This window comes from Ahniella affigens (assembly GCF_003015185.1).
Lineage (GTDB): Bacteria > Pseudomonadota > Gammaproteobacteria > Xanthomonadales > Ahniellaceae > Ahniella > Ahniella affigens.
On sequence record NZ_CP027860.1, the window covers coordinates 279,098 to 295,234 of the forward strand.

The window sequence follows — 16,137 nt, forward strand, 5'->3', positions numbered from 1 at the left end:
CGTTGGCCCGGCCGTATCGAAAGTCACGTGCGTGGGGGATTCATTGAGCGCCCAGCAATGCCCCGTTATGCTGGTTCGATGCCTCGCCCAGAATCCGAACTCAATGTGCGCGCCGAACGTCGCGCGCTGATCGACCTTGCGCTGCCCCTGGTGGGCGGACAGCTGGCGGCTATGTCGATGAATGTGGTCGACACACTGATTGCGGGCGCGCACTCGGCGCACACGCTGGCCGTCGTTGGCCTGGGCAGCGCCATGTGGTCGATCGTCATTATCCTGGGGGTGGGCTTGATGCTCGCGGTCACGCCGACCGTCAGTCAATTAGTCGGAGCTGGGCGCCGTGACGAGATCGCCCGGACGATGACCCAGGCGTTCTGGATGGGGCTCGGCCTTGGGCTCGCGCTGATGGTCGGATTATGGTTCGGCGAGCCTCTGTTGCGGCTACTAAAGGTTGACGCCGCACTGATTCCCGACACGCTCAAGTTCCTTCGCGCCGCCGCCATTGGGGCGCCGGCACTGGTTCTGACGTTCTGTTTCCGGTTCTTCAGCGAGGCCTTGGGTCTGACCCGGCCGACTTTGGTGCTGAGCCTGTGTGGTCTCGCAGTGTTGTCGGTGTTGGGTTGGGCGCTGGTATTTGGCCGCTTGGGGCTCCCGGAACTCGGGCCGCAAGGTTCGGGAATCGCGCTGGCCGTCACCACGTGGCTGCAGTGTCTCGGCCTTGCCGCGTACATTGCCTGGAGTCCGCGCTACAAGGGGCTGCGGCCGTTCGCCTACTTCGCGTGGCCAGAATGGTCGGCGATCGCTCCATTGCTAAAGCTCGGCGCGCCGATGGCAATGATGCTGCTGATGGAGGGCGGCTTGTTTGTCGCGTCGGCGCTCCTGATTGGCAGCATGGGCCCAACGGCGGTGGCGGCGCATCAGATTGCGATCAACGTGGCGTCGGTCACGTTTATGGTGCCGCTCGGACTGGGCCTTGCGACCACCGTGTTTGTCGGGCAGGCCGCCGGCGCAAACGATGTCCCGCGCGTGCGGCTTCGCGCCAAAATCGGCATCCAGTTTGCGTTAATGACGCAGATTCTGTCGGCCGGCAGCCTGATGCTGTTTCCGGGTGCCATTGCCGCGCTCTATACCAACAACACCGAGATTGCCGTTCTGGCCGCAAAACTGCTGGCTTTGGCGGGCATCTTCCAATTCTCCGACGGCATCCAGGTGCTAACGGCTTCCTGTCTGCGTGCATTGAAGGACGTGCAAGTTCCTGCTTTGATTACTTTTGTCGCCTACTGGCCAATCGGCATGGGTGCTGGTTGGTACTGTGCCTTTTCGCTCACGCGGGGCGCGCCGGGCTTATGGTACGGTCTGTGCGCGGGTTTGAGCGCTGCCGCGCTGCTGTTGCTGTGGCGACTTGTGATCGTGCTTCGCCAACCCCATCGTTGGCATGGTGACGATTCCAATCCGGTTTCATCCTTTCATTGACTGTCGACTGCTGACCCACCATGACCAATGCTGCGCCTGCACCCAAAACGGGTGGCTTTCTCGGATTTGTGAAAGCCATCTGGACGCTCGTCGATTTTTCCCGACGATTCGTGTTCAACATGATTTTTCTCCTGTTCGCGTTCATCTTCGTGCTGGTTTTGCTGAGCGGCGGCGGGAATCCGCTGAAAGCGCGCAGCGTGCTGGTGATTGCGCCGGAAGGCGCGATCGTCGAGCAGTTCTCGGCGGCGCCATTTGATCGCGCGCTGGGTGAGGCGCTGGGCGAACCCGCCAAAGAGACCCGCGTTCGCGACATCAAGCAGGCACTTGAAGCGGCCGCCACCGACCGGAACATCGAGCGCGTGTTGTTCGTGCCGCATGACATCAGCTCGGTGGGCGCCGTCAGTGCGCGCGAGCTGGCCGCGGCATTCCGCAAGTTCAAGAAGAGCAAGAAGCAGCTGATTGCCTACGCCGACAATATGGATCAGCGCATGCTGCTTTTGGCGGCCCAGGCCGACGAGGTGTATCTGCATCCCGACGGCGCGGTGTTGCTGGAAGGCCTTGGCCGCTATCGCACTTATTTCAAGGATGCGTTCGAAAAATTCGGCATCGAGCCGCACCTGTTCCGCGTCGGCGAATACAAGTCGGCCGGTGAGCCGTACATCCGCTCTGACGCATCGCCTGAAGCCGAGGCAGCCGATCAGCATTGGATGAACGATCTCTGGAATCGCTACCTGACCGAGCTCGCCGATGCGCGCGGCGTGACGGCAGACGAGCTGAAGGCCGATATCGACAATTTGCCGGCGCTCCTCAATGAACATCATGGCAACCTGGGCCAGCTCGCGTTGGCGCAGAAGCTCGTTGACGAACTGAAAACCCGCGACGAGGTCGAAGCGCTGCTGATGGAGCGTGGCGTCAAGGATGACGAGGGCCACAGCTTCCAGCAGATTGCCATGAACGACTATCTCCATCTGCAGAACGCGATGCCGACGTTCCCCGGTGACAAGCAGATCGCCGTGGTGGTGGCCGAGGGCGAGATCGTGGACGGCAATGCATCGAATGGCACGGTGGGTGGCGATGCGACGAGCGCGCTGATCCGCCAGGCCCGCGAAGACGAGAACGTCAAGGCGTTGGTCTTGCGCGTGAATTCGCCGGGTGGCGGCGTGTTCCCGTCCGAATTGATTCGGCATGAAGTCGAGATGACCAAGGCGGCTGGCAAGCCGGTGGTGGTCTCGATGGGCAATCTGGCCGCGTCTGGCGGTTACTGGATCTCGATGAACGCCGATCGGATTTTTGCCGACGACAGCACGATCACGGGCTCGATCGGCATCTATGGTCTCTTTTTCAACGTGCCCCAGGCCATGCAGAAAATCGGCCTGAATACGGATGGCGTGGGCACGACGTGGCTCGCCGGCGCGTTCGACCCGACCCGTCCGCTCGACCCGCGTGTCGGCGATCTGATTCAGACCGTCATCAACAAAGGTTACGCCGACTTCATTGGCAAGGTGGCTGAAGCACGCGGCAAAACCCCGGAAGAAATCGACCAGATTGCCCGCGGTCGCGTGTGGTCAGGCGCCCAGGCACTGGAGTTTGGTCTGGTTGATGAGCTGGGCGGTTTTGACGCCGCAGTCGCCCATGCCGCCAAGCTGGCCAAGCTGGGCAAGGACTACCAGATTCAGTACGAAGAGAAGTCGCTGAGCCCGTTCGAGCAGATCATGGTCGACATGGGCGGCTCGCGCCTGGCCAAAGCCATGAACGCCCGCAGCATGCTGCTGCCGTTTCTCGCCAAGAACAGTCCGCAGCAAGCCGAGCTGGAGCGCCTGGAGCGCTTGATACAGGCCCGCCACGCTGGCTTGCCGTTCAGCGTGCAGGCGCATTGCGACTGCGGCGCGCGCTGAGTGGTTGGTTCATCGTCCCGGCGCATCGGGATACTCGCCAAGGCGCACTTCGGTGCGCCTTGTGCGTTTCTGGGGGATTGTCGCGCGATTGAACCTCAGCCCGGATCAAGTCCGGGCTGACGAGTCGTGGGGGAACAGTCTGGGCTGACGAATCGCAAGGGGAACGTCCGGGCCGACAAATGGCTGGGTGACGGCTCGAACGCACGCATTACGCTCGCCTCAGACTCACCGAAGTCGTCACCCCGGACTTGATCCGGGGTGCGCTTCAATCTGCCGACCAGTGCCCGTCGCGTCACGATCCAAACCCCATGCTGCAACCCAGCAGCCGATATCATGATCCCGGATTGCCATTGCTAGCGCATTTCCCCGCGGGCTATGCTCGGGCGAGAAGCTGATTGATCGTCTTGTCCTATTCCCGAGGCTGTCGCATGCGTCCTACCGACATCAAGAATCCGGATTACTTTCACCAGGTCGTGGATTGTCAGTGGGCGTGTCCCGCGCACACCCCCGTGCCTGAATACATCCGTCTGATCGCTGCTGGCCGCTTCGATGCGGCTTACATGGTCAACTGGTACTCCAACGTCTTCCCGGGCATTTTGGGACGAACTTGCGATCGGCCCTGCGAGCCGGCATGCCGGCGCGGGCGGGTGGAGGAGAGCAATGCCGCCAAACCCGAGCCGGTGGCCATTTGCCGCCTGAAGCGCGTGGCCGCCGACAACAAGGGCGACGACATTCAGGCATTGATGCCCAAGCCAAAACCGCGCAATGGCAAAAAGGTCGCGTGTGTTGGTGCCGGTCCGGCAGCGATGACCGTGGCGCGCGATCTGGCTGCGCAAGGCTACGCGGTGACCGTTTTCGACGGCGACCCGAAACCCGGCGGCTTTATGCGCACCCAGGTGCCGCGCTTTCGTCTGCCGGAATCGGTGATCGACCAGGAATGCCAGTTCATCCTGGATCTGGGCGTGGAATTTCGCGGCAACACCCGGATCGACTCATTGAAGCATTTGCTGACCGAAGGCTACGACGCCGTGTTCGTGGGTACCGGTGCGCCGCGCGGTCGTGATCTGGATTTACCCGGGCGCCAGGAAGCCGCGGCGAACATTCATCTCGGTATCGATTGGCTCGCGTCGGTGTCGTTCCAGCACATCGAGAAGATCGGCAAGCGCGTGATCGTGCTGGGTGGTGGCAATACGGCGATGGACTGCTGTCGTTCCGCCCGCCGTTTGGGCGGCGAGGACGTCAAAGTCATCGTCCGATCTGGGTTCGATGAGATGAAGGCGTCCCCATGGGAAAAGGAGGACGCGATCCACGAAGGCATTCCGATCATCAACTACCACGTGCCGAAAAGCTTCGTACACGAGCAGGGCAAGCTCGTCGCGATGACATTCGAAATCGTGCGGGCCGAGCGTGATGCCAAAGGCCGGCGCGTGCTGGTGCCAACCGGCGAGCCGGATGCGCGCTTCGAATGTGACGACGTGCTGATTGCGGTCGGTCAGGAAAACGCGTTTCCGTGGATCGAGCGCGACATCGGTCTCGAATTCGACCAATGGGGTCTACCGGTACTGAACGCGAGCACATTGCAGTCGAGTATCCCGAATGTGTTCTTTGGTGGTGACGCGGCGTTTGGTCCGAAGAACATCATCTGGGCGGTGGCGCATGGTCATGATGCTGCCGTGTCGATCGACAAGTTCCTGCACCAGGAAGACCTCACCGTGCGGCCGTCACCCTTGGTGCGCATGAGTTCGCAGAAGATGGGGATTCACGAGTGGAGTTACGACAACGAGATCATGCGCGACGCGCGCCATGTCGTGCCGTGGGCGCCGAAGGAAACCACGCTGAGTAGTATCAAGGTGGAGGTCGAGCTCGGGTTTGATGGCGCGACTGCGTACAAGGAAGCCCAGCGGTGCCTGAACTGCGATGTGCAGACGGTGTTCGTCAAAGATGCCTGCATCGAGTGCGATGCGTGCGTCGATATCTGCCCGATGGATTGCATCACGTTCACGTTCACTGCAGACGAGGGCGAGCTCCGCAAGAAGCTCACCGCCCCCGCATTGAATCTGACGCAGCCACTGTATGTGTCGGACCACGTCAAGACCGGGCGCATCATGGTCAAGGACGAGGATGTGTGCCTGCACTGCGGCCTGTGCGCCGAGCGCTGCCCAACCGGCGCGTGGGACATGCAGAAGTTCCTGCTTGAAACCACCAAGGCCGGTCCGCATTGCCGCGGCGATTCTGAGCTGGGAGCGGCGGCATGAGGCCTCGTCAGGTAGGAGGGGCTTTAGCCCCGAATCAATCTCGCCGCATGCCCGCGTCCGCGCCATTTGTGGGAGGGGCTTTAGCCCCGAATCGATCTTGCCGCATGCCCGCGCCCGCGCCATTTGTGGGAGGGGCTTTAGCCCCGAATCGATCTTGCCGCATGCCCGCGCCCGCGCCATTTGTGGGAGGGGCTTTAGCCCCGAATCGATCTTGCCGCATGCCCGCGCCCGCGCCATTTGTGGGAGGGGCTTTAGCCCCGAATCGATCTTGCCGCGAGCTCCCTTTCGCGCCTAAAGGCGCTCCCACAGCACCACGCCACCCGATCCCGCACGGAGCCGCGGCATGAACGCGCAACTGAAAACTCACCAACTCCAAGCCACGAACGACTTCGTCGTCAAATTCGCGAACGTCAACGGCTCCGGCTCCGCGTCGGCCAACGAACTGTTCGCCAAAGCCATCCTCCGCATGGGCGTGCCCGTCAGCCCGCGCAACATCTTCCCCTCGAACATCCAAGGCTTGCCGACCTGGTACGAAATCCGCGTGACCGAACAAGGCTGGCTGGGTCGCCGGGGCGGCGTCGATTTGATGGTCGCCATGAACCCGCAGACGTGGAACCAGGACATCAAGGAAATCGAACCCGGCGGTTATCTGTTCTACGACAACTCGCGGCCGATGCCGGCGTCAAAGTTCCGGAGTGACATCACCGTCATTGGCATGCCGCTGACTGAAATCTGCAATGCGACGTATACCGACCCACGGCAACGCCAGCTGTTCAAGAACATCATCTACGTGGGCGCACTGTCGGCGTTGATGGATATCGATCCAAGCGTCATCGAACAGCTGTTCTCTGAGCAATACAAAGGCAAGGAAAAGCTGCTCGACTCAAACGTCAAGGCGCTGCATCTTGGGCGCGACTACGCCAAGCAGCATCTGGGCCCGATTGGTCTGCGCGTGCAACGTTCCAACAACGTGGGCGATCGGATCTTTGTCGATGGCAACTCGGCGGCCGCACTGGGTTGTGTTTACGGTGGGGCCACCGTGTGTGCCTGGTATCCGATCACCCCGTCGAGCTCACTGGCCGAAGCGTTCCAGTCCTATTGTCAGAAGCTGCGCGTCGATCCGGAAACCGGCAAGAACCGCTTTGCGATCGTGCAGGCCGAAGACGAGATTGCGTCGGTCGGAATGGTGGTCGGCGCGGGCTGGAACGGCGCCCGCGCGTTCACGACGACGTCTGGGCCCGGCGTGTCGTTGATGACCGAATTCCTCGGCCTCGCATACTTCGCCGAGATCCCGATCACGCTGATCAATGTGCAGCGCGGTGGCCCGTCCACCGGCATGCCCACACGCACGCAGCAAGCCGATATTCTGTCCTGCGCGTACGCGTCGCATGGCGATACCAAACACATCCTGTTGTTCCCAGAAGACCCGAAGGAGTGCTTCGATCACGCCGCTGCGGCGCTCGATCTCGCCGATCGTCTGCAAACCCCGATCTTCGTCATGACCGATCTCGACATCGGCATGAATCAGCGCCTGTGCGCGCCGTTCGATTGGGACGACAGTCGCGAGTACGACCGCGGCAAAGTGATGACCGCTGAAGAGCTGGAAGCCGGCAAAGACTTCGGCCGCTATCTCGATGTCGATGGCGATGGCATTCCGTACCGCACGTATCCCGGCACGCACCCGACCAAGGGCGGCTACTTCACCCGCGGGACGACGCGCAATGCGTATGCGCAGTATTCGGAGCAGGGCCCGGACTATCTGTACAACATGAAGCGCCTGCTACAGAAGCTCGACACCGCGAAGACGCTGGTGCCGCAGCCCGTGCTGAAGGCTGCAGCAAAGCCGAGTCGCTTTGGCGTGCTGTATTTCGGTTCAACGAGCCCTGCGATGGACGAAGCGCTCGAAGCGCTGCGCGAGATGAACTTGCACATCGATGCGATGCGCATCCGCGCGTATCCGTTCTCACAGCCAATCGTTGATTTCATCAATGCGCATGACCAGGTGTTCGTCGTCGAGCAAAACCGCGATGCCCAACTGCGCGGCATGCTGATCAACGAACTCGAGTTTTCACCGAAGCAGTTGCCGTCGATTCTCCACTACGACGGTACGCCAATTACTGCCCGCTTTATCACGCAGGCGATTGCGGAGCGGATGCAGAAGGCGGGGGTTGGCTGATGGCCGTTCCGTCGCAAGTAGCCCTCTCCCCAGCCCTCTCCCACTCGCGTGGAAGCGGGAGCCAATCTCCCTCCCCCGCGATCGCGGGGGAGGGCCGGGGAGGGGGTTACTTGCCTCACGCTCCCATCCAATACCCACACCGCGACCGCCCAACCCGCCGCAGCCCAGAGACTCAGCCATGACCTATCTCGCCAAACCCAAGCTGCATCACCCGAGCCTCGCGCAAAACAAGGTGTGCTACACCCGGCGCGATTACGAAGGCCGCGTGTCCACACTGTGCGCCGGCTGCGGGCACGATTCGATCTCCGCCGCCATCATCCAGGCCGCGTTCGAGATGGACGTCGAACCACATCGCGTCGCCAAGCTCTCCGGTATCGGTTGCAGCTCCAAGACGCCTGATTACTTCCTCGGCAATTCGCACGGCTTCAATACCGTGCATGGCCGCATGCCGAGCGTCTTGACCGGCGCGAATCTCGCGAACCGCAGCCTGCTGTATCTCGGCGTCTCCGGCGATGGCGACTCCGCATCGATCGGCATCGGCCAATTCGCCCACGTCATGCGTCGCGGCGTCAACATGGTCTATATCCTGGAGAACAACGGCGTTTACGGCCTGACCAAAGGCCAGTTCTCCGCCACCGCTGACCAGGGCAGCAAGTCGAAGAAGGGCGTCGTCAATTCCGATTCGCCGATCGACACGGTGAGCCTCGCATTGCAAATGGGTGCGACATTCGTCGCCCGCGGTTTCTCTGGCGACAAGAAGCAACTCGTACCGATCATCAAAGCCGCGATCGCCCACCCCGGCGCCGCGTTCATCGATGTGGTCAGCCCGTGCGTGGCGTTCAACAACCACCCCGGCAGCACCAAGAGCTACGACTACGTCCGCGAACACAACGAAGCCGTCAACCGCATCGACTTCATCCACACCAAGCAAGAAATTGTCGTCGACTACGCCGAAGGCCAAGTCATCGAAGTCGAACAACACGACGGCACCATCCTGCTCCTCAGAAAACTCCACCGCGACTACGACCCCCACAATAAGATTGCCGCGATGAATTACATCACCGAGCATCAGGCGAAGGGGGAGGTGGTGACGGGGTTGCTGTATGTCGACAACAACGCGAAGGATTTGCACGAACACCTGAATACGGTGGCGATGCCGCTGAATACGCTGGGGGCGAAGGAGTTGTCACCGGGGCGGGCGGCGTTGGAGAAGATTAATCAGCGGTTGCGCTAATCTTGAGTGGAATGTGGGAGTGAAATGCAAGTAACTTACGTGAGTGAGATTTTCGATCTCGATTCCGTATTCACGTGCTTGGACATCACGTCCAAACTTTGGGGGCGAGGTCTCGAATCAGACTGGGTATTCAGAGGGCATGAGAGTCATAGGTATCAGCTCCTGCCGTCGGCTTGGCGCGATCCGCCGGCAAGAGCAATTGCCGCGATCAAGAGACGAGATTGCGACAAAATTGAAGCTGGCGTGGCAAAGTTCATCAAACCAAGTGATTTCAGTATCTCGCGGAAGGCCGAGCTGTTTGCGCAAACTTACGCAGAAATTAAAGTCGTCACTGAGTTTATTCAGTTTGCCGATCGACTTGGGCTAAATCCACAAACAGATAATCCAGCAACGCAGCAATCCGCTGAATTTTGGGCGATGCACTCCGTTCACGGAACTGGAGATGCGGTGTTTGGGAAGGACCAAGCGTTTGCTCAACACTACGGAATACCTACCCGCCTGTTGGACTGGACTCACGACCCGATGGTTGCGCTCTACTTTGCCGCAATTGGTGCATCAGAAGGAGAGGCGTTCTCTGTTTTCGCGCTTAACTCTGCCTTGCTGCGCGGTAGAGGCGATGACTTCGCGGTTCAGCTTGTCGAGCCATTTCATGAGACAAACAGCTTCATGAGGGCTCAGAGCGGGCTCTTTACAAGTGACATGACTGGAAACAAGCACTATCTAGAACATGGGACGTGGCCTGCGCTTAACGCAACGCTGGAGACCTATATGGAAAACGCGCCCAACTTTGTCCTTGCTGAATTTCGAATTCAAGGGGGGCTTTCCGAAGCAATCCTAAAAAAACTCTGGAGAAAGCAGGTGTCGCGAGCCTTCTTGATGCCAACTCTACCGAACGCCCGGGACGATATCGTTAGGCGCTGGGAGTGGCAGGCAAGAGACGGCATGGACGGCACTCCATAGTCCGGTAGCCCGTAGGGGGCAATAAGCGAAGCGCATTGCGCCGCAAGGCTGGTGCGCGCGAGGAGTTAAGGCGAACTGCGGCAAATCCTCTCGCATCATTGGTTCAACGACGCTCATGGTTGCCGCGAATGGGAGAAACATTCGGGCTCGCGCGTCGCAGCGTCGCAAGTTTGGTTCGGGGCTGAAGCCCCTCCTACAACGTCGCGCTATTCGTTACTGATCGCGGGATTGATTCGGGGCTGTAGTCGCTCCCAACCGCTGACGCGGCGGTGATTTCTGCCGTTTCGAAGCAACGAACGCCTAAAGTGGCTGCACTAGGGTCCCCATCGATTCTCATGCGACCGCTCCTTCTTTGGGAGATAGCCGTGTTGTTCCAAGAATTTCTTGATCTCATCGCCCTGAATCACGATCAGGACGACCACCAAAATGAGTACGCCAAGTAGAATCACGAACCAATCTTTAAAGCTACGACGCGTCAATGTGCCATGGTGTTCGACACTGACTTCGATCCACGCGACGGATGAGGGGTCCTTGATAAAGAGTTCCTCGCGCCACTCCTTGCCAGCGGGCAATGGCTCCTTGCGCCAATAGGTGTCAAATTCCAGAATGCGGCCCGAAGCGTCAAACGCCTCCGCGGTCATCGAGACTTCGGGCAACGGCTGCTTCCCCGTATTGCGCACCGTTACCAGCACACTATGGCAGAGCGCGCCATCTTGCGCTTCCGCTTCGGTCTCCAACGCCTCATCGTCCTCTGACTCATGGACCCGATCTGCCGGTTGGTAGTCGTCGTCATCTTCCGTGGTCGCCTCGTCATCGCCCAGATAGTCGGCGTCGCCTCCAGCAATACGATACTGCGCGTCAACGAACCGAATCCCCGCTGGCAGTGGTTTCTGGACACGAATTTCGGGATGCTTATGGGTCATGAAGTACAACACGATGGGTCGACGGAAGGTCGATTCTATAGCGGATGATGAGGCCCGCAGCATTGGCACAACGAAGCCTGCGCCATTCACGCGAACGGGCAAGTCCGTAGGACGCAATAAGCAAAGCGCATTGCGCCGCAAGGATGGTGTGTGCAGGGGAGTCGGCATTACGTCAAGGCATTGGCCGCAATTGATTCACCCGCGCACACGATTTTCGCGAAGGGGCGAAGCACTGGGGCGCGCGTGTTGCAGCATCGCAAGACTGGTTTGGGGCTGAAGCCCCTCCAACAAGGTGGGCGGATTGTTGTAGGAGCGACTTTAGTCGCGAACCATTCTGGCCACAGGCGGGCACTGTTGCGAGATTGATTCGGCGCTGAAGCCCTACCACAAGTTACCGGTAGCGCTTCTTGGTGATCAGGACAGAAAGTACTGCAGCAGGCCAAACACCAGAGCAGCCGCCGCCATGATCAGTTCCAATTCAATGCTGCGGTCGCGATGGGCCTCAATCGAGATCTGCGCACCCCGGATGGCTTTGTTGTTGGGAACGCGAAATACGATCTGACGGACGTCGCCAGCATCCAGGTGATCATCATCTTTTTGGCGATCGGTTGCGATGGGCGTGCCTTCCGAATCCAAGTAGGTGATCGAGACGGTCACCGGTCGGAGCGTCTTGGTGCTGCGGTTTTTGAGCTTGAATGCCACGCGGCGCTTGCTCGGCATGTGTGGCGGCCACGCCCAGACGCTGGCGGGCAGATTCGGCGCAAAGCGAATTCGGTGGGGTGTCAGGCTCATCGTGTGGGCCGGCAGTCAATGCGCATCAGTGTAATGCCCCGGATGCCTGAAACGTATGGCAGGTGCCGATGGCGACCGAAATCCACGCAGAGCGGGGCGGGTGTAGAAACTACGATACCGCTTGGGTCACGTGTCGAGCGCGGCGTGACTCCAAACGACCAGCATCGACTCGTTCAAGCCGTCCCGCTCGTATCCATCCGGAGTCGCCGTAGGCGAAGATGTTCAGCGTCGTCGGGGAAGTCCGTAACGCGTACCCATGCCGACGAAGCGGGCGACACGAAAACGCCACGCGATGACCAGCGTTGTTCCGGATGAGTCCGTCCTCAATCAGACGAAGTCACGTGCGGCGAATTGCCGGCGTCAGCCGCAACGCAAATCGCGGTAAGCTCCAGGCTTGGAGGACGACCATGCGCACTCACGATGTGGAAGCGTTCCGTTCGCGTTACCGTTCCGAAATTTGGCCGCACTACAGCGCCTGGCTGCACGGTGGCTTTGTGCTCACGTACGGAATCGCGGTGATCGCCGCGTTCGCGCTGCACATGGCAGCGCTAAAGTCCTGGGAATGGCTCGCACTGCCACTCGGTCTGGTGATCTTCAACATCGGCGAATACGTCATTCACCGCTGGTGGGGGCATCACAAGCGACTGATCGGCGGTTTGTTCTACAAGCGCCACACCGGCGACCACCATAGTTTTTTCGTCGCGGGGCGGATGAGCTTCGATGGGGCGCAGGATTGGCGGGTGATTCTATTTCCGGCTTGGCTGATTGTGCTGTTCAGCGTATTCGTTTGCGTGCCAGCATGGTGGCTCGGTACCCAGGTGTTCAGTCCTGAATTCGGTGCGCTGCTCGGCGCGACCTTGATGGTCGGCTACCTGATGTACGAGTTCTTTCACGCGTGCCAGCACCTGCCGCGCCAGCATTGGTTGCTGAAACTGCCTTGGCTCAAGCACATGGCGTACCTGCATGAGCTCCATCATCGGCGCGATTTCATGCAGCAGTACAATTTCAATCTCGTGTTGCCACTGACGGATTGGCTCGTTGGCAGCCTGCGGTGGGCGCCGCCCGAGGCCCTGGACGAACCAGCTGCGGCCGCGGTTGTTGGCAACGAGCGGGGATCACTCGAAAACGGTTGAAACCGCCTTCTCCAAGCGCCTATTCGGTCATGGCGTTCGGGTCGGCATTCGCGTTGGCCAAACCTGGCTTGGTCATCACGGCGCGATGAGCGCGCCCAGCTTGAGTTTTGGCTTGGTTCTGGACTTCCCTTGAGACATCGCGCCGTGCTGGTTCAGGCTCTGGTCGGCATTTCCGACTGTGAATCGATGTAAACTGGTGCGTATCACGATGCAGTTCGATCGATGCACCCCAGACCGGCAATGTGCCCATCTAATGGTGCGTCGGCCCAGAGCCGAAAACGGTACTGAGCTTGGTGCGTTTTGGGGCCGGTCGGCAACGTCACCAACTTTGCCAGAATGCTAAGGCGGCGATGAACGCGCAAGAATCACCGGAAGTCGGAGCAATCGAAACGAGTTCGACGCTTTCACGTTGGATCATCGGCGATTGGACGGTCACGCCCGATAATGGCGAAATGCAGCGTGGCACCGAACCGCCGACGCATGTTGCCCCGAAACACTTGGCCGTGCTGTGTCTGTTGGCTGAGCATGCGGGCGAATGTGTCAGCCGGCAGGACATCATCGATTCGGTCTGGACGCGCAACTTTGTCCAGGATGAGGTGTTGACCCGTATCGTTGCTGACTTGCGCAAGCTGCTTGGCAATAGCAGCGACGGTGATGCCTATATCGCAACGGTACCTAAGCGTGGGTATCGGTTGGTTGCGCCGGTTCGGCAAGTGCGGGTGAGCCGCGCGGTGCGCGCCGAGATCGGCACGGGCGACGGTGACGCCGTCAATTCAACCAATGGACGTGCCAATCACGGTCGCGAGTCGATCTTGCCGCCGCACCAAGCCGAGGTTCCGGGGGCCGAATCAACCAACGACACATTGACGATGCCGGCAGCCGTTGCGGCCGATGCTGCGCCGGCGCGCGGGCATCGTTGGCGGCCTGTTTTGGCCGGGTTGTCTGGGTTGGCTCTGATCTCGGCGGGTGCTTGGCTCGCGCATACGTTGACACGTGTGTCAGAAAACCCGAGTACGCCATGGAGTGACCGATTGCGCGAAGCCCTGCCCGCAGTCGCAGGGTCTGAATCCGAGTTGATGCCGCGGTGGATCGACGACGGACATGCCTTTGTCTATGTCGAAATTCCGGCAAGCAGCGATCGCTCGCGGGTGATGCGTTTTGACCTGGACCGGCGCGAAAAGACCGTGCTGATTGATGCGGGCCAGCGCGAGGCCTGTCCGATGATGTCCCCGAACGGCAAGCATCTCATCTGGACGCGGCTGCTCGATTCCGACTGCAGCATCATGCTGAAACTGTTGCCCGATGGCCCCGTCACCCGGCTTGCCGCCTGTGATGGCCAGGCGATGCCGAGTTGTCCGAGCTTTGGCGCAAATGCTGAGGACATCCTGTTCACGGCACCTGCCGAGATCCCCGGGCAACCCGGTCGGTTGTCGCGTCAGAACCTGCTCACTGGCAAGCGGACCGACGTCCTGCCGGCCGGCTTTGAGCCTGGCTGGGAGCAGCGATCACCGAGGCTTGCGCCTGATGGCCGCCGCTTGGCTTTTGAATTGAGTCAGCAGTCGGCATTGAGTCGGATCATGGTGCAGTCAGCTGACGGTCACATCACCCAAGTCTTGGCGGGCGCGCATGATCACCATGGATTCGCCTGGTCTCCGGATGGGGCTGCGCTATTGATCTCCTCCAACGCATTGAAATTTCCCGGCTTGTTGCAAGTCGGCATTGACCCCGTAACCGAACCGAAACTGCTCGGGTCGCGTGGCGCGCGGCGGCCGGACATTGCGCCGTCCGGGGCCGTGCTGTTCGAGCAACATCAATATCAAATCAACCTTTGGGCCATGCAGCCCGGTGATGCGGCGCCGTCGCGTCTAACCGATAGCCAGTACCACGATGCGCTGCCGAAGGTGTCGCCGGATGGTGAGTGGCTATTGTTCAGCTCCAACCGCAGCGGCTTGGAAGCCGTGTGGCTGATCGAGCGCAAAACAGCGCAGTTGCATGCGGTGTCGCTACCGGCTGACCAGCGATGGCTCCGGCCTGCCTGGTCACTGGCGCCAAGGCAACTCACGGCGACGCGTTACATGCATGGTGAATACGAGGCCTGTGGACTGAATTGGGTCCAGGCCGAGCCCGATTGTCCGGCGTCAATGCACGGCGTCGTGCAGTCGCAGGAGCTGTTGCCGGGCCAATTTGTATTGGAGCGCGAGCAAGACGGCAAACACCATCTGGCGTGGCTGGGCACCGATCGCGTCGAACAGCCGATTGCATCCAATGTCGGTCGCTGGCGTGGCTCGGGTCAGCGTGTCGTCTACGCCGATGATCAAGGTGGTCTGCATCTCTCGACACTCGCTGCCAACGGGGACGCGCAGCATCAGCCGATTGCGGGCATCGCGCCCAGTGCGGATCGGCTGTTCAGCCTACATGGCGATCAACTGTGCTGGCTTGATGAGACCGCTGAATCGGCACGCCTCTATTGCCGCGACCTGGATGGCCCCGGTGCCGATACGCTGCGGTTTCCCGAGTTGCCCATTGGGATTCGCGATTTTGACGTGTCGCCCAATGCCGACTGGCTCGTATTCGAACGCACGGTACGCGTACAGGTCGACCTCTTTGCCGCGCGAAGCGGCGATTCGACGCCCTAACCGCGAGATCACGGGTCATGCCAGGCGTTGCGGTTCGCCGGCCACGGATTCGGGCGGCAGCGAACCAATTTTAATTGTGCCGCGATACGTTGATGGGGATGCCGAGCCAAAATGCTCGCTTAGAGTCAGAAACGTGCGTGCATGATGCGGGACCGCTGAGTCCGGTCCCTGGCTCTCGCCAGGGTGTTCGCTTTGCCGGACTCAGGGTGACGCTGAATGCGCTCGTCTGGCAAAGCGCTCGTTAGGGCGTTGGCGCCTGCACGCTGACGAATTTCAGTGGGGTATTGGCGCCCGGGCTCGTGACCAGGTTCAGGAAGTCGGGAAACGTTTCGCAAGTCAGGCCGTCGGCTGCGGTGAACACCAACTGCACCTGCGCCCGCGACAGCAATGCGGCGGTGAGATCGCGATGATGCCCCTCGCAGATCGGCATGACCGCATTTGTACCAGGCGTGATCAGATCACAGATGGCGATCAGTCTGGATGGCGTGGCGCCCACCTTGTAGCCGATGAACACCTTGCCGACATTTGATCGAACCTGGACGCGATCCAAGGTGCCCGTGCAGTTCAAATCGACTGCCTGCGCGGTGTGGGTCAGCACGATGCCGGCCAGGGCCAGCAGGGCATTGCTCAACATCGTTGTTGCTTTCATTGCTTCTCTCCTTT

11 protein-coding genes are annotated in these 16,137 nt (G+C 60.4%); 8 read left to right on the plus strand and 3 right to left on the minus strand.

Annotated features, from left to right (window positions below; all coding sequences use genetic code 11):
- Nucleotides 1-57: 57 nt before the first annotated feature.
- The 6 genes from C7S18_RS01015 to C7S18_RS01045 all read left to right on the plus strand — a co-directional run bounded on the left by C7S18_RS01015 (nucleotide 58) and on the right by C7S18_RS01045 (nucleotide 9,990).
- Entirely contained in the window at nucleotides 58-1,470 is a 1,413-nt protein-coding gene (locus C7S18_RS01015) for an MATE family efflux transporter (protein ID WP_240623956.1), read from the plus strand.
- Nucleotides 1,471-1,490: 20 nt separating this feature from the next.
- Nucleotides 1,491-3,365 (plus strand): signal peptide peptidase SppA, encoded by a 1,875-nt coding sequence (sppA, locus tag C7S18_RS01020; RefSeq protein WP_106889792.1) that lies wholly within the window; start codon nucleotides 1,491-1,493, stop codon nucleotides 3,363-3,365.
- A 428-nt stretch (nucleotides 3,366-3,793) separates the two neighbouring features.
- Nucleotides 3,794-5,620, plus strand: coding sequence for an FAD-dependent oxidoreductase (locus C7S18_RS01025; protein ID WP_106889793.1), 1,827 nt, complete (start codon nucleotides 3,794-3,796; stop codon nucleotides 5,618-5,620).
- Nucleotides 5,621-5,963: 343 nt separating this feature from the next.
- Nucleotides 5,964-7,796, plus strand: a complete 1,833-nt coding sequence (locus C7S18_RS01035; protein ID WP_106889794.1) for a 2-oxoacid:acceptor oxidoreductase subunit alpha — start codon at nucleotides 5,964-5,966, stop codon at nucleotides 7,794-7,796.
- Complete coding sequence (locus tag C7S18_RS01040; protein WP_240623957.1) at nucleotides 7,789-9,030, plus strand: 2-oxoacid:ferredoxin oxidoreductase subunit beta; 1,242 nt, start codon at nucleotides 7,789-7,791, stop codon at nucleotides 9,028-9,030. Before C7S18_RS01035 ends, C7S18_RS01040 begins: the two co-directional genes overlap by 8 nt.
- Nucleotides 9,031-9,069: 39 nt before the next feature.
- The gene (locus C7S18_RS01045) at nucleotides 9,070-9,990 is read left to right on the plus strand and encodes an FRG domain-containing protein (protein ID WP_170113039.1); all 921 of its coding nucleotides are present in this window, start codon (nucleotides 9,070-9,072) and stop codon (nucleotides 9,988-9,990) included.
- Between the two features lie 314 nt (nucleotides 9,991-10,304).
- On the opposite strand, the gene C7S18_RS01050 is transcribed toward C7S18_RS01045, so the two are convergent.
- Both C7S18_RS01050 and C7S18_RS01055 read right to left on the minus strand, forming a co-directional pair.
- Nucleotides 10,305-10,913 (minus strand): FxLYD domain-containing protein, encoded by a 609-nt coding sequence (locus C7S18_RS01050; RefSeq protein WP_106889797.1) that lies wholly within the window; start codon nucleotides 10,911-10,913, stop codon nucleotides 10,305-10,307.
- Between the two features lie 414 nt (nucleotides 10,914-11,327).
- Nucleotides 11,328-11,705, minus strand: a complete 378-nt coding sequence (locus tag C7S18_RS01055; protein WP_106889798.1) for a hypothetical protein — start codon at nucleotides 11,703-11,705, stop codon at nucleotides 11,328-11,330.
- Between the two features lie 407 nt (nucleotides 11,706-12,112).
- Here C7S18_RS01055 and C7S18_RS01060 point away from each other — a divergent pair, with 407 nt between their 5' ends.
- Nucleotides 12,113-12,838 carry a sterol desaturase family protein gene (locus tag C7S18_RS01060; RefSeq protein WP_106889799.1) on the plus strand — a complete coding sequence of 242 codons (726 nt, stop codon included), beginning with the start codon at nucleotides 12,113-12,115 and terminating at the stop codon, nucleotides 12,836-12,838.
- Between the two features lie 350 nt (nucleotides 12,839-13,188).
- Nucleotides 13,189-15,474 (plus strand): winged helix-turn-helix domain-containing protein, encoded by a 2,286-nt coding sequence (locus tag C7S18_RS01070; protein ID WP_106889801.1) that lies wholly within the window; start codon nucleotides 13,189-13,191, stop codon nucleotides 15,472-15,474.
- Nucleotides 15,475-15,715: 241 nt separating this feature from the next.
- Here C7S18_RS01070 and C7S18_RS01075 read toward each other — a convergent pair whose 3' ends face one another.
- Nucleotides 15,716-16,123, minus strand: a complete 408-nt coding sequence (locus C7S18_RS01075) for a hypothetical protein (protein ID WP_146151699.1) — start codon at nucleotides 16,121-16,123, stop codon at nucleotides 15,716-15,718.
- Nucleotides 16,124-16,137 lie beyond the last annotated feature (14 nt).